The organism is Nocardia sp. NPDC051833, from assembly GCF_040681225.1.
GTDB lineage: Bacteria > Actinomycetota > Actinomycetes > Mycobacteriales > Mycobacteriaceae > Nocardia.
In genome coordinates this window covers 90,562-111,204 of record NZ_JBFAYK010000002.1, presented here as the reverse complement: position 1 = coordinate 111,204, position 20,643 = coordinate 90,562, and the positions used below count along the sequence as shown (strand labels likewise).

At 70.6% G+C, this 20,643-nt stretch carries 18 protein-coding genes; 7 read left to right on the top strand and 11 right to left on the bottom strand.

Translation table 11 applies throughout. The features are described 5' to 3' along the window. Positions 1–31 precede the first annotated feature (31 nt). On the top strand, positions 32–1,402 hold the full coding sequence (locus tag AB0L91_RS18515) for a CoA transferase (protein WP_365011538.1): 1,371 nt from the start codon (positions 32–34) through the stop codon (positions 1,400–1,402). Between the two features lie 10 nt (positions 1,403–1,412). On the opposite strand, the gene AB0L91_RS18510 is transcribed toward AB0L91_RS18515, so the two are convergent. Next, a complete protein-coding gene (locus AB0L91_RS18510) occupies positions 1,413–1,982 on the bottom strand; it encodes a TetR/AcrR family transcriptional regulator (RefSeq protein WP_365011536.1) in 570 nt (189 codons plus the stop codon). A 107-nt stretch (positions 1,983–2,089) separates the two neighbouring features. Between AB0L91_RS18510 and AB0L91_RS18505 the strand changes: the two genes are divergently transcribed. Continuing rightward, complete coding sequence (locus AB0L91_RS18505; protein ID WP_365011535.1) at positions 2,090–3,304, top strand: FAD-dependent monooxygenase; 1,215 nt, start codon at positions 2,090–2,092, stop codon at positions 3,302–3,304. 39 nt (positions 3,305–3,343) lie between these two features. Here the strand turns inward: AB0L91_RS18505 and AB0L91_RS18500 are convergent, their stop codons facing one another. Further along, complete coding sequence (locus AB0L91_RS18500) at positions 3,344–4,891, bottom strand: acyl-CoA carboxylase subunit beta (RefSeq protein WP_365011534.1); 1,548 nt, start codon at positions 4,889–4,891, stop codon at positions 3,344–3,346. Positions 4,892–5,102: 211 nt separating this feature from the next. Here AB0L91_RS18500 and AB0L91_RS18495 point away from each other — a divergent pair, with 211 nt between their 5' ends. Both AB0L91_RS18495 and AB0L91_RS18490 read left to right on the top strand, forming a co-directional pair. Then, on the top strand, positions 5,103–6,146 hold the full coding sequence (locus AB0L91_RS18495; protein WP_357347337.1) for a nucleoside hydrolase: 1,044 nt from the start codon (positions 5,103–5,105) through the stop codon (positions 6,144–6,146). Next, entirely contained in the window at positions 6,143–7,024 is an 882-nt protein-coding gene (locus AB0L91_RS18490) for an amidohydrolase family protein (RefSeq protein WP_365011531.1), read from the top strand. Before AB0L91_RS18495 ends, AB0L91_RS18490 begins: the two co-directional genes overlap by 4 nt. On the opposite strand, the gene AB0L91_RS18485 is transcribed toward AB0L91_RS18490, so the two are convergent. From AB0L91_RS18485 to AB0L91_RS18470, 4 genes are all read right to left on the bottom strand, one after another. Then, a complete protein-coding gene (locus AB0L91_RS18485) occupies positions 7,025–8,071 on the bottom strand; it encodes an alpha/beta hydrolase family protein (protein ID WP_365011529.1) in 1,047 nt (348 codons plus the stop codon). A gap of 123 nt (positions 8,072–8,194) precedes the next feature. Continuing rightward, a complete protein-coding gene (locus AB0L91_RS18480; protein WP_365011527.1) occupies positions 8,195–8,824 on the bottom strand; it encodes an NAD(P)H-binding protein in 630 nt (209 codons plus the stop codon). A gap of 65 nt (positions 8,825–8,889) precedes the next feature. Continuing rightward, a complete protein-coding gene (locus AB0L91_RS18475) occupies positions 8,890–9,543 on the bottom strand; it encodes a response regulator transcription factor (RefSeq protein ID WP_365011525.1) in 654 nt (217 codons plus the stop codon). Further along, entirely contained in the window at positions 9,540–10,688 is a 1,149-nt protein-coding gene (locus AB0L91_RS18470; RefSeq protein ID WP_365011523.1) for a histidine kinase, read from the bottom strand. Before AB0L91_RS18470 ends, AB0L91_RS18475 begins: the two co-directional genes overlap by 4 nt. 161 nt (positions 10,689–10,849) lie before the next feature. Here AB0L91_RS18470 and AB0L91_RS18465 point away from each other — a divergent pair, with 161 nt between their 5' ends. Further along, a complete protein-coding gene (locus tag AB0L91_RS18465; protein ID WP_365011522.1) occupies positions 10,850–12,328 on the top strand; it encodes a multicopper oxidase domain-containing protein in 1,479 nt (492 codons plus the stop codon). Here the strand turns inward: AB0L91_RS18465 and AB0L91_RS18460 are convergent, their stop codons facing one another. Genes AB0L91_RS18460 through AB0L91_RS18440 form a run of 5 tightly spaced genes read right to left on the bottom strand, consistent with a single transcriptional unit; the run spans position 12,329 to position 18,522 of the window. Further along, on the bottom strand, positions 12,329–12,802 hold the full coding sequence (locus tag AB0L91_RS18460) for an SRPBCC domain-containing protein (protein ID WP_355271818.1): 474 nt from the start codon (positions 12,800–12,802) through the stop codon (positions 12,329–12,331). Continuing rightward, the gene (locus AB0L91_RS18455) at positions 12,799–13,164 is read right to left on the bottom strand and encodes a metalloregulator ArsR/SmtB family transcription factor (protein WP_357347353.1); all 366 of its coding nucleotides are present in this window, start codon (positions 13,162–13,164) and stop codon (positions 12,799–12,801) included. Before AB0L91_RS18455 ends, AB0L91_RS18460 begins: the two co-directional genes overlap by 4 nt. Positions 13,165–13,221: 57 nt before the next feature. After that, positions 13,222–14,334: a methylmalonyl Co-A mutase-associated GTPase MeaB gene (gene meaB / locus AB0L91_RS18450; protein WP_365011520.1), complete on the bottom strand. Its 1,113-nt coding sequence runs from the start codon at positions 14,332–14,334 to the stop codon at positions 13,222–13,224. 52 nt (positions 14,335–14,386) lie between these two features. Beyond that, complete coding sequence (gene scpA, locus AB0L91_RS18445; RefSeq protein ID WP_365011518.1) at positions 14,387–16,651, bottom strand: methylmalonyl-CoA mutase; 2,265 nt, start codon at positions 16,649–16,651, stop codon at positions 14,387–14,389. After that, positions 16,651–18,522 (bottom strand): methylmalonyl-CoA mutase family protein, encoded by a 1,872-nt coding sequence (locus tag AB0L91_RS18440; protein WP_365011516.1) that lies wholly within the window; start codon positions 18,520–18,522, stop codon positions 16,651–16,653. The genes scpA and AB0L91_RS18440 overlap by 1 nt, the downstream gene beginning before the upstream one ends. A 178-nt stretch (positions 18,523–18,700) precedes the next feature. Between AB0L91_RS18440 and AB0L91_RS18435 the strand changes: the two genes are divergently transcribed. Both AB0L91_RS18435 and AB0L91_RS18430 read left to right on the top strand, forming a co-directional pair. Further along, the gene (locus tag AB0L91_RS18435; RefSeq protein ID WP_357347359.1) at positions 18,701–19,387 is read left to right on the top strand and encodes a TVP38/TMEM64 family protein; all 687 of its coding nucleotides are present in this window, start codon (positions 18,701–18,703) and stop codon (positions 19,385–19,387) included. A gap of 57 nt (positions 19,388–19,444) precedes the next feature. After that, positions 19,445–20,389, top strand: a complete 945-nt coding sequence (locus AB0L91_RS18430; protein WP_365011514.1) for a hypothetical protein — start codon at positions 19,445–19,447, stop codon at positions 20,387–20,389. Positions 20,390–20,643 lie beyond the last annotated feature (254 nt).

Genomic DNA, 20,643 nt, shown 5'->3' with positions numbered 1-20,643 from the left:
ACCTGACATCCTCGTCGCTAGGCTGAGCGGTGTGACCACCGCGCAGTCCCTCGTGCACGCCTATGAGACCGGGCTCGGACTCGAGCCGTCGGCACTCGACGGCGAGCCGGCGCCCGGTGCCCGGCTGGCAGCCACGCTACCGGTGTGGGCGCTGGCCGCGGGATCGGTGGCCGCGGCGGCCGGCTCGGCCAATCGGTACCGCGCGGCGCTGGGCCTGGCCACCCGGCCGACACTGCTCGACCCGGACCGCATCGCCGCGGCTTTCGCGAGCGAACGGCTGTTCCGCCGGGCCGGGGCGGCGCCGTCGATCTTCGCCGAGCTGTCGGGGTTCTTCCGCAGCGCCGACGGCTGGGTCCGCACCCACGCCAACTACCCGCACCATCGCGCGCGGCTACTGCGCGCGCTCGATCTGCCCGCCGACGCCGACCTCGCCCGGCTCACCGCCGGATTCGCCACACTGAAGGGCGCCGAGATCGAGGACGCCGCCGCCACGGTGGGCGCCATCGCGGTGCGGGTTCGCACCGAGGCCGAGTGGTCGATCAGTCCGCAAGGCCGGGCCGCCGCGACCGGCCCGCTGGTCGCGGTCGACGCGCGCCCGGATCGGGCGCCCGCGGACCCGCCGCGCCCCGGCGCCGCTGCCCCGACCGTCGAACGACCGCTGGCCGATGTCCGCGTCCTCGATCTGACCCGGGTCCTCGCGGGCCCGGTCGCCACCCGGACCCTGGCCCTGCTCGGCGCCGACGTCCTCCGCGTCGACCCACCGCACCTGCCCGAGATCGACTGGCAGTTCGCCGACACCTGCCAGGGCAAGCGCTCGACGCTGCTCGACCTGCGCACCGACCTCGCGACCTTCTCCGAACTGCTGGCCACCGCCGATGTCCTGGTGACCGGCTACCGGCCGGGAGCGCTGGCCGCCGCCGGTGTCCGCGCGGCGGCCCGGCCCGGCCTGATCGAGGCGTCCGTCTCGGCATGGGGCACGACCGGACCGTGGGGCGGGCGACGCGGCTTCGACAGCATCGTCCAGGCGGCTTCGGGTATCTCCCTACTCGAAGGCGGTCCGGATCGCCCCGGCGCGCTGCCCGCACAGGCGCTCGACCACGGCTCGGGCTACCTCCTCGCCGCGGGCGTCATGGACGCGCTGCGGGCCCGCACCACCGACGGCGTTGGCCGTACGGTGCGGGTCTCGCTGGCCCGCACCGCGGCCTGGCTCCAGGCGGCCGACCGCAGCCCGGACCACCCCGCACCGGCACCGCCCGATCCCGCCGCGACCACCTCGCACGGCGATATCGTCACAGCCGCACCGGCTTTCGCCGACTACGACGACTACCGCTGGCCCGCACCGCCGTATGGCTCGGCCCAGCCGTTCTGGCTCGACGCGCCGGACCGCCTGCGCCGCGGCTGACCGACGACGCTCACTTCCCCGCCAGCGCCTGGATCGCGGTCGCCAGCTGGTCGCCGTCGGCGACCGCCTCGCCCGGCTTCAGCAGCCACAGCACGCCCAGCCCCTGCACCAGGGCGAAGTACAGGCGCCCGATGGCGTCGGCCTGGGCCGCGTCGAGTTCGGGATGCGCGGCCCGCACGTTGTCCCCGATGTCGGTGACCGCGCGGGTCAGCTGGTCACCGAGCTGCGCGCGCGCCTCGTCGGAACGCACGATGCGCACGATGTTCTCCAGGCTGGCCAGCATCGCCTCGTGGTTGTCCGCGAACACCCCGGGCATCGCGTTCCACAGCCCGGCGAACCCGGCCAGCGGCGCCGAGCCGGCACCGTCGGCGATCAGCGCCTCCATCGCATCGCCGATCGCGTTGCCGAGCGCCTCGGCCAGCGCCTCCGTCACCAGGCGGTCCTTCGACCCGAAGTGGTAGCCGATCGCGGCCAGGCTCACCCCGGCCGCCGTGGCGATGTCGCGGGCGGTCGCCTTCGCCACGCCGCGCTCCAAGATCACCTTTCGCGCACCCGCCAGTAGGTCTTCCCTGTTTCCCATGCTCACGAGCGTACCGGATCGTCTTAGACATTTGTGCTAGACATTCGTGCCAGGCCTGTGTTAGACATATGTCTAAGACATTCGTTCTTCTCCAGACGGGAAACACCATGACCACCACCAGCCCCCTGCACGTTCTGGTCTCCGGCGGCGGTATCGCGGGCAACGCGGTCGCACTCCAGTTGCTGCGCAACGGCATTCGCACGACGGTGGTCGAGCGGGCCGCGGTCCCCCGCCCCGGCGGCCAGGCGGTCGACCTGCGCGGACCGAGCAAGGAAGCCGCCGAGAAGATGGGCCTGATGGCGGGCATCGCGAAGTACCAGCTCGACGAGCGCGGCATGTCCTACATCGACGGCGACGGCAAGATCTACGCCAGGATGGCGATGGAGGACTTCGACGGTCAGGGCGCCGTCGCCGAAATCGAGATCACCCGCGGCGATCTGAACAATGTCCTGCTCGAGGCCATCGCCACCGTCGACACCGGCGAGCTCGACTACCGCTACGACGAGTGGATCGAACAGATCGACCAGGACGACACCGGCGTCACGGTCACCTTCGCCTCCGGCACCACCGAGCGCTTCGACCTGGTGATCGGCGCCGACGGCGTGCACTCGGCGACCCGGCGGCTGGTCTTCGGCCCGGAGGAACGGTTCAGCACCAACCTCGGCGGCTACGGCGCGTTCTTCACGATGCCGTCCCCGGCCGATGTGGAGCCCGGCTGGTTCGGCATGCGCCTGGTGCCCGGCGCTATGCTCGGCATCCGGCCCGACGGCGACCCGGCCACCGCGAAGGCGATCATCACCCTGCGCACCGAGGTCGACCCGACCCTGCGCCGCGACGGTGACGCCCAGCGCGCGCTCATCCGCCGGATGATCGGTGACGCGGGCTGGCACGCCCCCGCGGTGCTCGCCGCGATGGAGACCACGACCGACTTCTACTTCGACGAGCTCGCCCGGGTGGACGTGCCCGAGCTGTCCGTCGGCCGGGTCACCCTCGTCGGCGACGCCGGCTACTGCGGCTCCCCCATGACCGGCATGGGCACCGCCATGGCCATCGTCGGCGCCTACGTACTCGCCGCCGAGATCGCCGCCACCCCCGACGATCCGGCCGGCGCGCAGCAGCGCTACCAGGACAAGATCACGCCGTTCCTGGCCAAGGCCAAGGAGATCCCCGGCGGCGGCATCGCCATGATGCTCCCCAAGACCCCGCTGATGACGCGCCTGGCCAAGACCAATGTGCGGATCATGATGTCGCGTCCGATGCGGCCGATCACCAAGAAGATCTTCTTCGGCCACACCGAGGAGTTCGCCCTGCCGACCTACTGATCCGCGCCGCCCGGCCTCGCGGCGACGCGGGCGCCGGGCTCACAGCGGGATCAGCAGATGCTTGCGCGGTCGCTGCTCGACGTGCTTGTCCCGCAGCAGGTGCAGGGCCTTGCGGATCTCCAGCCGGGTGGTCGACGGCTCGATCACCGCGTCGATGTAGCCGCGTTCGGCGGCGATCCACGGTGTGGCGACCGCGGTGTTGTAGAAGTCGACCATCTGCTGCCGGACGCCGTCGCGCTCGGCCTCGGGCACGGCGGCGAGCTGCCGTCGCTGGGTGAGCCCGATCGCGGCCTCGGCGCCCATGACCGCGATCCGCGCGGTCGGCCAGGCCAGATTCACGTCGGCGCCGAGTTGCTTGCACCCCATCACCGCGTAGCCGCCGCCGTAGGCCTTGCGCACGACCACGGTCACGATCGGCACGGTCGCCTCGACCACCGCGTAGAAGAACCGGCCGCCCCGCTTGATGACGCCGATCTTCTCCTCCTCGACGCCGGGCAGCACCCCGGGCGTGTCGACGACGAAGATCAGCGGCAGCCCGAACGCGTCGCAGAGCCGGATGAAATGCGCCGCCTTGTCCGAGCATCGGGCATCGATCGCCCCGCTGAACACCTGCGGCTGGTTGGCCACGACACCGACGCTGCGGCCGTCGACCCGGGCGAAGCCGGTGATCATATTGCGGGCGGCGCTGGCCCCGACCTCGAGGAACTCGCCGTCGTCGAAGATCCGCAGCAGCACGTCGTACATGTCGTAGCCGGCGCGGTCGGAGTCGGGGATCAGGGTGTCGAGTTCCCGGTCGGTGTCGGTGATCTCCGGCTCGAGCGCCGGGTTGACCACCGGGGCGTGCTCGAAGCAGTTCGACGGCATGAAGCCCAGATAGGCTCGGGCCCAGTCGAACGCGGCCCGCTCGTCGACCGCGACATGGTGGATGGTCCCGTTCTGCGCCTGGTTGTAGGCGCCGCCGAGTTCCTCGAGGGTCACCTCCTCGCCGGTGGTCTCGCGGATGATCTCCGGTCCGGTGACGAACATGTAGGCGTTCTCGGTCGCGATCACCACGTCGGTGTTGATCGGGGCGTAGACCGCGCCCGCAGCGCACTTGCCCAGCATGATCGACACCTGCGGCACCACGCCCGACAGGTTCAGCTGCCGCCTGCTCATGGCCGCGTACCAGGCCAGCGAGGTGACCGCGTCCTGCACGCGCGCCCCGCCGGAGTCGTTGATCGCCACGAACGGGCAGCCGATCTCGGCAGCGAGGTCCATCGCCTTGGCGACCTTGCGCCCGAACATCTCCCCGACCGAACCGCCGAACACCGATTGATCGTGGGCGATCACCACCACCGGGCGACCGTCGACCGTGCCGTGCCCGGTCACCACGCCGTCGCCGTAGAGGCTGTTCGCCACGCCGGGCTGCTTCACCAGCGCCCCGATCTCGACGAAACTGCCCGCGTCCAGCAGCATGCCGATCCGCTCTCGCGGACTGGGTATCCCCTTGGCGGCCCGTTTGGCGACCCCCACGTCCCCCGCAGGCTCCTGCGCGGCTGCCAGATTCTTCCGCAACTCTGCCAATTTCGCAGCGGTCGTCGCCTTCAAGATGCACCTACCCTCGCCGGTTTTATGAGCTATCGGTCCGCAATCTCCCAGCGAGACTAACCGAAACCGCCGCCGTCACAGCTCTTTCGCCCCCGCCGACGTCATATTCGGGGAGCCGGATGCGTCCTTCCGCCGGGCGAAACCGCCATGACCAGCGGCGAACGGCACGGGCGGCGACGGAACGCGAAACGCCCGCGGTTACCCTCGACCTGTGGCGCGCAAGATCATCCTCGATGTCGATACCGGAATCGACGATTCGCTGGCGCTGCTGTACCTGCTGGCCTCCCCCGAGGCCGAACTCCTCGGGATCGCCGCGACCGCGGGAAACGTCCCGACCGCCCAGGTCGCCGCGAACACCCTGGCGCTGCTCGATCTCGCCCGCGCGGGCACCGTCGAGGTCGCGGCGGGCGCGGACGGACCGCTGGTCGTGCCGCTGCGCACCACCGAGGACACCCACGGCCCGCAGGGCCTGGGCTACGCCGAACTCCCCGCCTCGCCCCGGCCGCTCTCGGACCGCTCCGCCGCGCGGATGTGGGTGGAGCTGGCCCGCGCGCACCCCGGCACCGCGATCGGCCTGTGCACCGGCCCGCTGACCAACCTGGCGCTGGCCCTGCGCATGGAACCCGAGCTGCCCCGGCTCCTGGACCGCCTGGTCATCATGGGCGGCGCGTTCAACCACCCTGGGAACACGACGCCGACCAACGAGTGGAACATCCACGTCGACCCCGAGGCCGCCAAAGAGGTCTTCGACGCGTTCTCGGCCGCCCCGCCGGACCGCAGGCCCCTCGTGTGCGCGCTCGACATCACCGAGTCGATCGAGATGTGGCCCGAGCACCTGGTGCGCTTGGCCGAGGCCGCGCACAGCACGCCGCCGGAGCGGGTCGCGGCGGGCGACGCCGCCGAATGGCGTTCGGCGGCAAGCAATCCGGTGATCCGCTACCTGGTCGACGCGGTGCGCTTCTACTTCGACTTCCACGACGGCTACGACCTGGGCTACCTCGCGCACATGCACGATCCCTTCGCCGCAGCGGTTGCGCTGGACCCCACCCTGGCGACGACCAGGCCCGCGACCGTCGATGTCGAGCTGACCGGCACGCTGACCCGCGCCACCACCGTCGCCGACTGGGCGGGCATGTGGGGCCGGGAGCCCAACGCCGACATCGTGATCGGCACCGATCCCGCCGTCTTCTTCGAACGTCTCGTCACCCGCGTCGGCGCGCTGGCCCGTCGCCTGTACCCGGAGCCGCCCTCGTGACCGTCGACACCGCCGCCTACCTCGCCGACTTCCGTGCCCGCCTCGGGCTGCCCGCGATCGTCGACGTGCACACCCATTTCATGCCCGATCAGGTGATGCGCAAGGTGTGGGCGTACTTCGACCAGGCGGGCCCGCTGACCGGGCGGACGTGGCCGATCACCTATCGCGACGACGAGCAGGTGCGGCTGAAGACCCTGCGCGACTTCGGCGTCCGCGCGTTCACCTCGCTGGTGTACCCGCACAAGCCGCAGATGGCGGCCTGGCTCAACGACTGGACCGCCGATTTCGCCGCCCGCACGCCCGACTGCCTGCACACCTCGACGTTCTACCCGGAGCCCTCGGCCCCCGACTACGTCCGTGCGGCGATCGACCGTGGCGCGCGGGTCTTCAAGGTGCACATCCAGGTCGGCGCGTTCTCCCCGCTCGATCCGCTGCTCGACCCGGTGTGGGCGATCCTCGCCGAGGCGGGCGTGCCCGTGCTCATCCACTGCGGATCCGGTCCGGCCCCCGGCGAATTCACCGGGCCGGCGCCCATCGCCGAACTGCTGCGGCGATTCCCGGACCTGCGCCTGATCATCGCGCACATGGGCACCCCCGAGCACAGCGAGTTCCTCGATCTGGCCGAGCGGTACCCGCGCCTGTACCTCGACACCACCATGGTGTGGACCGATTTCAGCGAGAGCGACGCCCCGTTCCCGCCCGGTGAGCGGGAACGCCTGCGCCGCTTCGGTGATCGGATCCTGTTCGGCAGCGACTTCCCCAATATCCCGTACCCGTACGCCGAGGCCGTCCAGTCGCTGGAGCGCCTGGATCTGGGCCCGGAGTGGCTGCGCAAGGTCTGCCACGACAACGCGGTCGCGCTGTTCGAGCTGGGCTGATCAGGCGGGGATCTCCATCCCCTCGGCCAGCAGCGGCCAAGAGTTCTTGAACGCCTTCTGCCAGTAGCCCCACGAGTGGGTGCCCTGGGTGTCCACGTCGAAGGTGGCGGGAATGTCGAGCTCCGCCAGCCGTTCCCGCAGGTTCTCGGTGCACCAGCTGGTCGCGGCCTCGATCACGCCGCCGACGACGATCTGATTGGCCAGCCCGACCGGGCCCCAGGTGATCAGGTGCGGGTCACCGAGCTTGTCGTGTTCGCCGGGCAGGCCGTTGCCGTTGGAGATGTAGAGCTTGGTGCCGCGCAGCCCCTCGGCGTTGACGACCGGGTCGTTGGCGACCCATTCCGGATCCCCGGGCGGCCCGTACATGTTCGACGCGTCCCCGCCCCCGGTGCCGACGACGACGTTGACGAACTGCCTGCCGACCGGATCGCTGATCTGCGCGCAACCGCTGTAGGCCGCGACCGAGCGGAACAGCCCCGGTTTCGCGATGGCGAGTTGCAGCACCGAGGTGACGGTCATCGAGTTCGCGGCGATGGCATTGCGGCCGGTCGTCTCGAACATCGTGTCGACCAGGGCGGGCAGTTCGTCGAGGAAGAAGGTGCGCCACTTGTTCACACCGAGACGCGGATCCGTACTGCGCCAGTCGGTGTAGTAGCTCCACGCGCCACCCACCGGCATCACGACATTGACGTCCTTGCCCGCCAGGAAGTCCACCACGTCGGTGTTCTGTTCCCAGGTCGCGGTGTCCTCGCCGCCGCCGGCGCCGTTCACCAGATACAGCGCGGGCCGTGGCACCGAGGCGTCGGCGGGGCGCTGCACCTTCACCGACACCTCGCGGGCCATCGCCGCCGAGTAGATCCGGACCGTCACCTGCCGTCCGTCGACCGAGGTCACCTCGGCGCGGGAGCCGTCGATCGTCACCGCCCGATGGGCCACCGCGACACCGGATTCCGGGCCCTGCGCGGTGGCCGTCGCGCCACCGGAGACCGTCGCACCGACGGCGAGGAACACCGCCGCCAACGCCGAGAGCGCGCTGCGGCACCTCATCGATCGAACCTCCTACTGAAAACCGACCACTCAGTGCGGTCCGACTCAGTATCGGGGAAGATCACAGCGCCGTTACCGGCTTCTTACCGATTCGTCACCAGAGACAACGGAACCCCGGGTGAATTATGAAGCAGCAACGGTGAACCGGGCCCGCCGATGCGCCGGGCGCTCGGCCTCGTCCAGCAGCGCGACGGCGAAATCCTCCATCGAGATCGTCGACGCGCCGTCCGCGTCGACGAGCAGCTCATCGGCGCCGATGCGGTAGACACCGGTGCGCATGCCGGGCGCCAGGTCCGCGGGCGGACTCAGATACGTCCAGTCCGTCACGGCGTCCGCGCGGCAGATCGCGAGCTGCTCGGCGCAGGCCTGGGCGATCGCGACCAGTTCCGCCGGGAACTCCGCGGTTTCGTGCAACGGCAGCCCGACGCCGGGGACGACCAGCGTCGCCGCACCACCCACGACCAGCAGCCGCGCGCCTGCACGCGCCACCCCGGCCAGCATCGCCGCCGCGACCACCGGCAGCTCCGCCTCGGAGCCCGGCGCGGGCCGGGTCGCGGCGACGACGAGATCCTGCCCGGCCGCGAGCCGCTCGACCTGCTCGGCACTGGACGCGTCGCCGAGCACGAGCCGCACCCCCGCGGGTATCGGCACTGCCCGCCGCGCCACCGCGGTCACCTCGTGTCCGCGGGCGAGGGCCTCGGCCACGACCCGGCTCCCGACGGCGCCACCGGCTCCGAACACCGCGATCCGCATGATCAATCCTCCTGTGCGACAACCCGACTGCCTGACAGGACGAATATATCTCAATATTGAGTTAGTTAATCATGACTTATCTCACCATTGAGATACTCCGGGAGCTTGGCGGCGTAGACGGCCAAACGGACGCGATTGTCGGTGCCTGTCTTCTCGAACAGATTCGCGAGGTGGGTCTTGACAGTGCTCACGCCGAGGTGCAACCGCTCGGCGATCTCCTGATTGCCGTACCCGGCACCGACCAGACGCAACACCTCGCGCTCACGCGGACTCAGCTCCGGCACGGCGACCGCGGGCGCGGCGGTGAGTGCCCGGTCGACCAGGCGGCGCAGGAGCGCGGGCGAGAACACCAGGTCACCGTCGACGGTGCGCCGGATGGCATCGAGCAGGACCTCGGGGTCGGTGTCCTTGACGAAGTAGCCGGCGGCACCGGCGGCCAGCGCCGGGAACAGGTGCTCGTCGTCGTCGAAGGTGGTGAGCACCAGCACTTTCGCACCCGGCGACGAGGCCATGATCTGCCGGGTGGCCGCGACACCGTCCAGGCCGGGCATGCGCAGGTCCATCACCACCAGATCGGGCGCGAGTTCGGCGCACAGGCGCACGGCCTCCGCACCGTCGGCCGCCTCACCGACGACGGCGAGGTCGGTGGTGTCCTCGATGAGCATGCGCAGCCCCGCGCGCACCAGGCGCTGATCGTCCGCCAGCAGTACCGAGATCATGCCGGTTCGGTTCCCTTCGCGACGTCGGGCAGCCAGGCCCGCACGATCCAGTGCCGGGCGTCGGCCGCGGCGGTGAGCGTGCCGCCCGCCAGTGCGGCGCGCTCCCGCATTCCGACCAGGCCGTGGCCCGGCGGCGCGGTGCCCCCGGCACGGCCGCTGATCACCTCGAGGTCGATGCCGTCCGCGCGCCGGTCGATCCGGAACCGCACGGGCACCGCGCGATCCGCGTGTTTCATGATGTTGGTCAGTGATTCCTGCACCACCCGCAGCAGGGTCAGCCTGCGCATCGCGTCGAGTGCGCCGAGGTCGGTGGCGATCTCGGCGTCGATGGTGAATCCGGCGGCCCGCGCGCGGGCCAGCGCCGCGGTGATCTCGGCGTCGACGGCGTCCGCCTCGACCAGGGCCACGGTGCCGAGGGCGGGATCGCGGAGGGCGGCGAGGAAGCGGCGGATGTCGGCGAGCGCGTCGGCGGCGGTGGCGCGCACGTCGTCGAGGACGGCGACCACCCGCGGATCGGCGTCACGCACCACCCGGCCCGCGACGGCGACGCGCAGGACGATCGAGGCCATGTGATGGGCGACCACATCGTGCAGTTCCCTGGCCATGGCCGCGCGCTCGTCGAGGCGGGTACGGGCCTCGGCCTCGGCCGCGCGCATCCGGAGATTGTCAGCGAGATCGCGCTGGCCGCGCAGGTACAGCCCGAGCAGCAGCGGCAGGCCGACGTAGGCGACCGCCTCGACCACGGTCGAGGCCCGCCCGATCGAGGTGTCGTGCAGGCCGACGCGCCCGAGGACCACCGCTGCGGCCCAACCCGCGGTCGCCACCCACACCGTCGAGCGCCGATGCGTGCGCGCGATCACGTCGACCAGCGCAACCGCGCCGAGGTACGGCACCAGGCCGGACACGCCCCAGGCCGGGGTCCGCAGCATCGGCACGGCCAGCGCCGACAGGATCAGCGACACCGCCAGCGGCCATCGCGTTCCCGCGAGGAACACCACGCCGGCCGTCATCGCGAGCAGCCAGTAGTGCGGCGGCACCCGGTACTGGCCCGGATAGGTGCTGGCCAGCAGCAGGACCGGGATCAGCGCCAGCGGCAGCCACCGCAGGAGCGGCCGCCGGGTGCGGCGTGCGCTGGTGTCGATCACGCACCCACGGTAGGCGACGCGTCGGGAGTAGCACGCGATCGGCGCGTCCGCAACAGCCGTGCGGCCGGAATCGACCGCCCGCGATCCGGCTCCAGGGCGGAGTCGCCGGGGCCCGGCCCGATCGAAGCTGGAGGCACCCGCACAGACAAGGAGTACGACACGTGGTCTCCCGCCGAGGCTTCCTCACCGGGCTCGCCCTCACCCCGCTCGCCTATGCCGTCGGATGCTCGGTCCGCACGGCCTCCCCCGCGGCACCGGCGGGCACGCGTCCGCTGCCGATCCCACCGCAGGCGCCGTCGACTGTCGGCACCGACGGTGTTCGCCGGTTCACGCTCCGGGCCCAGGCCGGAAGCACCGAGATGCTGCCCGGCACCCGCACCGCGACCTGGGGGTACAGCGGGTCGGTCCTCGGCCCGACACTGCGGGCCCGCCGCGGGGAGCGGGTCGGTGTCACGGTGACCAACGACCTGCCCGAACCGACGTCGGTGCACTGGCACGGGATGCACGTGCCCGCCGCGGTCGACGGCGGACCGCATCAGATGATCGCGCCCGGGGCGGTGTGGACGCCGAGCTGGACGGTGGCCCAGCAGGCGGCCACGCTCTGGTACCACCCGCATCCGCACAGCGCGACCGAGAAACACGTCCACCGCGGACTGGCCGGCTTCTTCCTGCTCGACGACGATCCGTCCGATGCGCTGGACCTGCCGAAAACCTATGGCGTGGACGATATCCCGCTGGTGATCCAGGACCGCCGGTTCACCGCCGACGGCGGCATCGACGAATCCGACGCCACCGATGTCGGCCTGCTGGGCGACACCATCGTCACCAACGGCATCGTCGGCGCCCATCTCGACGTCACCACCGAGCGGGTGCGGCTGCGTGTCCTCAACGGATCGTCGGGCCGCCTGTACCACCTGGCGCTCGGCGACGGCCGGACGTTTCAGTTGATCGCCACCGACGGTGGCCTGCTCCCGGAACCCGTTGCGCTGTCCCGAATCCAGCTCAGCCCCGGGGAAAGGGCGGAGATCGTCGTCACCGTCCGCGCCGGTGAGAACGTCACGTTACGGTCGCTCCCGATCGAGGACCGCGCGGGGATCGATCGCGCGGCCGAGTTCGGTTTCGACGACACCTTCGACATCCTCGCCCTCCGGGGCGCCGACACCCTGCGCCCCACCGCGGCCGTGCCCGCGGCGCTCGTACCGATCCGGCCGCTCGCCACAGCGAACACCGCGCCGACCCGGACCTTCGCCTTGCGGTGGTTCATGATCAACAACCGCCGGATGGACATGAACCGCATCGATCTGACGATCCCGGTCGACACCACCGAGGTCTGGTCGGTCCGCAACGAGGACAACTGGCCGCACAACTTCCACATCCACGATGTCCAGTTCCAGATCCTCGCGATCGACGGAAATCCGCCGCCCCCAGCGCTTTCCGGCTGGAAGGACACCGTGTACACGGCACCGGGCGCCACGTACACCCTGGCCATGCACTTCGCCGATCACACCGACCCGACCTTCCCCTACATGTACCACTGCCACCTGCTGCATCACGAGGACCAGGGCATGATGGGCCAGTTCCTGGTCCTAGCGCCGGGGCAGCGGCCCGCCCCGATGCGGATGGACATGGGTCACGGGTGATCAGGCGACGGATTCGAGGTACTTCGCGAGGGCGGCGACCAGTTCGCGGGTGCCCTCTTCCCGCTGGGCGCCGGTGTCGTGGCCGTCGAGGTGGGCGCCGAACTCGACGAGGGTGAGCTTGGTGCCGGTGCTGGTCGGCTCGAACTCCCAGGTGGCGACCGAGGTGGAGATGTGGGCACCGTCGAGCCACATGTCGTAGGTGTAGACGAGGCGTTCGTCGGCGACGATGTCGGTGTAGGTGGCGACGAAGCGCGAGGTCACCGTCTCCTGGAAGACGCCCTCGTTGACCTCGATGCCACCGACCCGGAAGTCGACGGAGGCCTCGGTGAGCTCCCAGCCCTCCTCGCCGCCGAACCACTTGCTCTTGATGGCGGGGTCGGCGAACGCCTGGAACGCGACCGCGGGCGCCACGGGCACCTCGCGCTCGATGGTGAACTGGGCGTGGTTGATGGAGCGGGTAGCGGTGTTGTTCATTGTTCTTCTCTCTCTGCGTTGTTCGCTGATTCCACGAGTAGTGCCGTGAGCCGGTCCAGCTGGCGCTCGGCCGGTGGGCGCTGCTGCCGCAGCCAGTCGATCGCGGACCCGAAGGCCCCCGGCGCCAGCTGATAGGTCCGCACGCGCCCGATCTTGGCCGAGCTGACGATCCGCCCGGCCTCCAGCGCCTTCAGGTGCTGCACGATCGTCGGCAGCGCGACCTCGAACGGCGCCGCGAGATCCGACACCGAGGCCGGACCCCGAGCGAGCCGCTCGACGATCGCCCGCCGTGTCGGATCGGCCAGCGCCCGGAAGACACTGTCCAGTCCCCCGTCCGACTCACCACCCGAATACTTAGGCACATGCCTAAGTATTCACACCGACAAGACTTCGCGCAACCCCTGGGTCGCGAAAAGTTGTCAGGCGTCGAAAGCGCGCAGGATTTCCTCGGCGGCCAGCGCCGGGGTGAGAGTGCCGTCGCGGACGGCGGATTCGATCTGGGCGCGTGCGGATTTCACGGCCGGATTGTCGGCGAGGCGACGCAGGATCTGGTCGTGCACCATGGTCCAGGTCCAGTCGACCTGCTGGCGGCGGCGCTTCTCGGCGAACTCGCCCGCGTCGGTGAGGACGCGGCGGTGTTCCAGGACGGTGTCCCAGAACTTGTCGAGGCCGACACCTTCGAGGCCGCTCATGGTGAGCACCGGCGGCCGCCAGAGGGCGTCGTGCGGGTGGATCAGGCGCAGGGCGCCCGCCAGCTCGCGCGCGGCGGCCTTGGCCTCGATCTCGTGCTTGCCGTCGGCCTTGTTCACCGCGACCAGCTCGGCCAGCTCCAGCACACCCTTCTTGATGCCCTGCAACTGGTCACCGGTGCGGGCCAGGGTGAGGAAACAGAACACGTCGACCATATTGGCGACGGTCACCTCGGATTGGCCGACGCCGACGGTCTCCACCAGGATCACGTCGTAGCCCGCGGCCTCGAGCAGCACGATGGTCTCGCGGGTCGCCTTGGCGACGCCGCCGAGCGTGCCCGCCGTCGGCGAGGGCCGGATGAACGCGTCGGCCTCCAGCGACAGCCGCGCCATCCGGGTCTTGTCGCCGAGGATCGAGCCGCCGGTACGAGTCGAGGACGGGTCGACGGCCAGCACCGCCACCCGATGCCCCTTGCCGAGCAGGTACATCCCGAGCGCATCGATGAAGGTCGACTTGCCCACGCCCGGAACACCGGTGATACCGACCCGGTTCGACACGACCGTGCCCGGCTCGGTCCCCAACCGCAGCAGCAACTGCTGGGCCAGCTCCCGATGATCGGCGCGGGTCGATTCGACCAGCGTGATCGCCCGGGCCAGCGGAGCACGCTGACCCGCGCGGATCCCGTCGGCGAGTTCACCGATATCGATCGTGCGCGCGGCACGGGCGACGGTCCTGCCTTCGTTGCGCGGGGCCCCGACACCCGCGGTGGTGCCGAGCCGGGGGTGCGCCACGGCACCCCCGCCTCCCTGTGCGGCCTCGCTCATCGTGTTCCCCAACGGCATGCTCGGGCACCCTTCGTCGTGACGCCGGCTACCGCCTCCGGGCGCTCACCGGTCATGCCTGCGCGCCGCCGCCGATCTCGTGTCCGAGCGAGGCACCCAGCTTCTTCAACAGGTCGATGGCCGCGTCGGCGATGACCGTGCCGGGCGGGAAGATCGCCGCGGCGCCCGCCTCGTACAGCTCGTCGAAGTCGCCGGGCGGGATGACACCGCCGACGATGACCATGATGTCGGGGCGACCGACCTCGGCCAGCGCCTGCCGCAGGGCGGGCACCAGCGTGAGGTGACCCGCGGCCAGCGAGGAGACACCGACGATGTGCACGTCGTTGTCGGCCGCCTGGCGCGCCACCTCTTCGGGGGTCTGGAACAGCGGGCCCACATCGACGTCCATGCCCAGGTCGGCGAACGCGGTGGCGATCACCTTCTGGCCGCGGTCGTGGCCGTCCTGGCCCATCTTGGCGACCAGGATGCGCGGGCGCCGGCCCTCGGCCTCGGCGAACTCCTCGACGAGCGCGATGGCCGCGCCGATGTTGGAAGCCTTGCCTGCTTCGTCACGGTACACACCGGAGAGCGTACGGATTTCGGCCTGATGGCGACCGTAGACCTTCTCCAGTGCGTCGGAGATCTCACCGACGGTGGCCTTGGCGCGGGCGGCGTCGATGGCCAGCGCGAGCAGGTTGTTCTCCATCCCGCCCTCGGACGAGGCGGCGGCGCGGGTCAGGTTGGCCAGCGCGGCCTCGACGGCGGCCGAATCACGTTCGGCGCGCAGGCGTTCCAGCTTCTCGATCTGCTCGGCGCGCACGCGCGAGTTCTCGACCTTGAGGACCTCGACCTGCTGGTCCTCTTCGACCTGGTACTTGTTGACGCCGATCACCGGCTGCTGGCCGGTGTCGATGCGCGCCTGGGTGCGCGCGGCCGCCTCTTCGATGCGCAGCTTCGGAATACCCTCCGAGATCGCCTGCGCCATCCCGCCGTGCGCCTCCACCTCGGCGATGTGCGCGCGGGCGCGCTCGGCGAGCTGGTGGGTGAGCCACTCCACGTAGTACGAGCCACCCCACGGGTCGATCGGGCGCGTGGTGTTGGACTCCTGCTGGATCAGCAGCTGGGTGTTGCGGGCGATGCGGGCGGAGAAGTCCGTCGGCAGGGCGAGTGCCTCGTCGAGGGCGTTGGTGTGCAGCGACTGGGTGTGGCCCTGGGTCGCGGCCATCGCCTCGATGCAGGTGCGCGCCACGTTGTTGTAGGCGTCCTGCGCGGTCAGCGACCAGCCCGAGGTCTGCGAATGAGTACGCAGCGACAGCGATTTCGCGCTCTTGGGCTCGAACTTCGAGACCAGCTCGCTCCACAGCAGCCGGCCCGCGCGCAGCTTGGCGACCTCCATGAAGAAGTTCATGCCGATGGCCCAGAAGAACGACAGCCGCGGGGCGAACTTGTCGACGTCCATGCCCGCCGCGATACCGGCCCGGATGTACTCCACGCCGTCGGCGAGGGTGTAGGCCAGCTCCAGATCGGCCGTGGCACCGGCTTCCTGGATGTGGTAGCCGGAGATGGAGATCGAGTTGAACTTCGGCATCTCGGCGCTGGTGAAGGCGAAGATGTCGGAGATGATCCGCATCGAGGGCTTGGGCGGGTAGATGTAGGTGTTGCGGACCATGAACTCTTTCAGAATGTCGTTCTGAATGGTTCCGGCCAGCTGTGCGGGCGTGACGCCCTGCTCCTCGGCGGCGACGACGTAGAGCGCCAGGATCGGCAGCACCGCGCCGTTCATGGTCATCGACACCGACACCTGGTCCAGCGGGATCTGATCGAACAGCTGGCGCATGTCCAGGATCGAGTCGATCGCGACACCGGCCATGCCGACGTCACCCTGCACGCGCGGGTGGTCGGAGTCGTAGCCACGGTGCGTCGCCAGGTCGAAGGCGACCGACAGACCCTTCTGACCGGCCTGCAGGTTGCGGCGGTAGAAGGCGTTGGAGTCGGCGGCGGTGGAGAAACCCGCGTACTGGCGGATGGTCCACGGCTGGTTGACGTACATGGTCGGGTAGGGACCGCGCAGGAACGGCGCCACACCGGGCACCGTGTCCAGCGGATAGCCCTGCGCGACAACGGCATCGCGGTCGGCCTTGGTGAACACCGGCGGCACGTCGATGCCCTCGGGCGTGGCCCAGGTGAGCTGATCGGCGGTGGTGTGGTTGGCCGCGGCGGCCTCGGCCACGAACTCCTTCACCTGCGCGTCGTCGACCTCGGCGGCCGTCGGCGCGTGCTCGGTGAGCGGCACCGCGGCGAAACTACCGATCAGGTGCTCGATATCGGATGTCGTCATCAGGCTCCCACCTTCTCCAGCAGCTGCGACAGGACCGCGACCGCGTCGATGCGCAGGGTCAGGTACCCGTCGGGACGCTGTGTACCGCTGTACTGCGCGACCGACTTCTCCGGTCCGGCCAGCAGGACCGTGTCGATGCCCGCGGCGCGCAGGGCCTCGACCGCGGCGCCCGCTTCCTCGCCGTAGCGCTTGTCCGCTCCGCACAGCACCGCGATGGGCGCGCCGGATTCGGTGGCGGCCGCGGCGATCCCGTCGACGGTGAGCGGGCCGGGGTTGACCGACTCGATCCCGCCGGAGGCCAGCACGTTCGCGGTGAAGATCGTGCGCGCGTTGTGTTCGGCGACCGGGCCGAGCGGCACGATCAACGCCTTCGGCCGGGCGCCGGTGGCCGCGAGGAACGCGTCGGAGCGGTTGCGCAGCGACTCGAACGCGGCGCCGTAGCGCGCGACCGAATCCCCGGCGCGGGCCTGCTCCGAGAGCGGGGTCTCGGCCAGGTTGGGGAACTCGTTGACACCGGTGACCGCGGTCTTGCGGTGCGCGATGTCGGCCGCGCGGCTGGCGGCGGTCTCGGCGATGCGGTCGGCGACCAGGCCCGCGGCGAGCGCGGCGGGGTAACCGCCGGCGGCCTCGATCTCCTGCATGAACTCCCAGGCCTTGGCGGCCAGGTCGTCGGTCAGGGAGTCGACGTACCAGGAGCCGGCGGCCGGGTCCTGGACGTGCCCGAGGCGCGACTCCTCCAGCAGCAGCAGCTGGATATTGCGGGCCATGCGCTCCGAGAACGACTGCGAGACACCGAGTTCACCCGCGGGCAGGGCGGAGTCGAACGGCGCCACGGTGACCGAGTCGGCGCCACCGACACCGGCCCCGAAGGCGGCCAGGGTCGTGCGCAGCAGGTTCACCCACGGGTCGCGCTGGGTCATCATGGCGGCCGAGGTGACCGCGTGCTGCGGGGCCGCGCCGAAGGCGGGCGCACCGCACACCTGCGCGACGCGCGCCCAGAGGCGCCGGACCGCACGGAATTTCGCGATGGTGGCGAACTGGTCGTCGGTGGCCGCGAAGCGGAACTCGAGCTGGCCGAACGCGTCGGCGATGTCGACACCGGCGGCGGTCAGCGCGCGCAGGTACGCGAGACCGGCCGCGACGGACGCGCCCAGTTCCTGCGCGTCGGCGGCGCCGGCATTGTGGAAGGCGGTGCCGTCCACCGTGATCGCGCGGACGGTCTCCGGGCGGGCGATCGCGCGCGCCGCCAGGGCGACGGCTTGATCGGTGTCGATGTCGGCGGTGCCGGCGAAGGCGCTGGTCAGCGGCGCGGCACCCAGGCCGACCTGGATCTGCGCGCGCTCGGCGAGCTGGTAGCCGTCGAGCACCGTGAAGACCTGCGCGGCGGCGGCCTCGACGTCGGCGCCCGCGGCCAGGGTCAGCGGGGCCAGCTCGAAGAGCAGGCCGGTCAGCGCGGTGGGGATGTCGGCGGGCGCGACGCCGTCGGCGCCGATCCCGAGCGACACGGCGCTGACGCCGTTCTCCAGCCAGCCGAGAATCGTCCGGTTGGTGGCCGCGGCATCCGCCGAGCCGGCGAACGCGGCGACGAACCAGCCGCGCTGCGGGTCGCGGGTGGCACTGCCACCGCGCACGAACGGGAACGCGCCGGGCAGCGGCTGCTCGGGCAGCTCGTCGCGGCGGGTGTAGAGCGGGGCGATGGTCAGCCCGTCATAGGTGGTCTCGTCGAGCAGATGCTCGGGCTCCGCCGGGAGCTCGGCGACCTCGACCCGTCGCGCCTTCGCCAGCACGCCCGCCACACCCTTGCGCCACGCGGCGTACTCGGGCACCGGATCCGGCGCGAGTCCCGCCCCGGACTCTGAACCAATCGGCATAGCTGCTGTTCTCTCTTCCATTCGACGACCGCATCCCGGTGTACTGCCGATCCGGCAGCATCAGCCCAGCAGCGGAATACTGCGGCGAACCAGGATGTGTCCGGTTCTTACATGATGCTAACTGTGACACTCTGTCCACTCTCTCCGGCCATCCCCTACCGGCCGGTACGCTTACCCGGTGTCCCGACTGATCCGCTCCCCGCGCCTGCTCATGGCTCTGGCCGGGGTCGCCGTGCTGTTCGTGGTGGCGATGATGGTCCCGCTGCCCGGCCCGCAGCAGATCAGGGAGTGGGCGGGCGGCGCGGGTCCGCTGCTGCCGCTGCTGTTCTTCCTCTTCTACGCGCTGGTCGCGGTGGCGCCGGTGCCGCGCACCGTGCTGACCGTGACCAGTGGTGTCCTGTTCGGTCCGGTGCTCGGGTCGATCGTCGCGCTGGGCGCGACCGGGATCAGCGCGACACTGGCGCTGCTGGGCGTCCGCGCGCTCGGCCGGGACCGGGTCGCCGGGCATCTGCACCACCCGGCGGTGCGCGCGATCGATGACCGCCTGGCCCAGCGCGGCTGGCTCGCGGTGGCCGCGCTGCGGATGATCCCGCTCGCGCCGTTCTCGATCGTCAACTACTGCTGTGGCCTGTCCTCGGTGCGGGTGCTGCCCTATCTGGCAGCCACCCTCGTCGGCTCGGCGCCGGGCACCATCTCGACGGTCGTCCTGGCCGGCTCCCTGGCGGGCCACACCGATCCGATCGCGGTCGTCGTCTCGGCGGTCTGCCTCTCGATCGGCCTGCTCGGACTGGCGCTCGACGCGAAGATGCCGATCGCCGCCGCTCCGGCCGCGCCGGACACCGACCCGGTCGCGGTGCGCGGCTGAGTTCGTCGCGGCGCGCCTGCGCGGCCCGACCCGTTCGCGATCGGATAATCCCAGGTCATGGCGATGACGGTGGGCCGACGATCCGCACTCGCACTACTGGCCGGAGTGCCCCTGCTGGCAGCGGGCGCCGCGCGGGCGCAATCCGCGCTCGGTCCCGGTGTCGGGATCGACCCCGACCGCACGCCCACCCGCTACACGATGACCGCCTTCCGCGCCGACAGCGACACCACGCTGGCGGTGTACGAGTCGGCCGACGGCACGGCGTTCACCCCCGTCGACGAGTACGCCTACACCTCACCCACGGGCCTGGTCCGCGATCCGAGCATCCTGCGGCACACCGACGGCCGCTACTACCTCACCTACACGATCGCCGGTGACGCCACCGCGATCGGCCTGGCGCACAGCCTCGACCGGATCACCTGGACCGCCATGGCCCCGGTGCCCATGCTGGTGGCGGGCAGGCTCGACGGCGCGTGGGCGCCGGAGTGGTACGCCGACGCCGCGGGCCGCGTCGGCATCATCGTCTCGCTCACCTGGGGCCACGGCTTCACCCCGCACCTGCTGATCCCGCTCGACCCCGGCCTGACGACCTGGGCGCCACCGGTGCCGCTGCTCGGCCTCGGCCCCGGCGGACCGGGGTCTCTCGGCTACATCGACACCACCCTGGTCCGGCTGGCGGGCCGGTTGTTCGCGTTCGTCAAGAACGAGGACAGCAAGCTGATCGAACTGGCCGTGGCCGACCGCCCGATCGGCCCCTATTCCTTCGCGGCCACCGGCGACTGGGCCGGCTGGGGCGGTCCGTGTGAGGGTCAGTCGGTGGTCCGCCTGCCCGGCGGCGGGCACCGGATCTACCTCGACGCCTACACCGACGGCCGCTATGTCTACAGCGACAGCTACGACGGATTCCGGTCCTGGACGCCCCCGACGGAGCTCCCCGGGCTCTCCGGCGTGGTCCGCCACGGCACCGTGCTCGCCGAGTACGGGCCGACTGTCACGACATAACCACAGGTCAGGGCCCATCCACCGATTCGGTTCCGGACTTTCTGAACTGAAACCCCCTTACTTCAGGGGCACCGGGTTACGCTGGCGTTCCGAGACAAATTGAAAGTGAGCTTCTTCACATAGGCCAGTTGTGACTAACGCATATTTCAGAAAACTCTCAGAGTTATAGACTCGGGATAGCCCAGGGTTCGCCAGCTACATCCGGTGCGGGATCCAGAGCAACATCCGGTGACGCGACCGCGGTCACCGACATC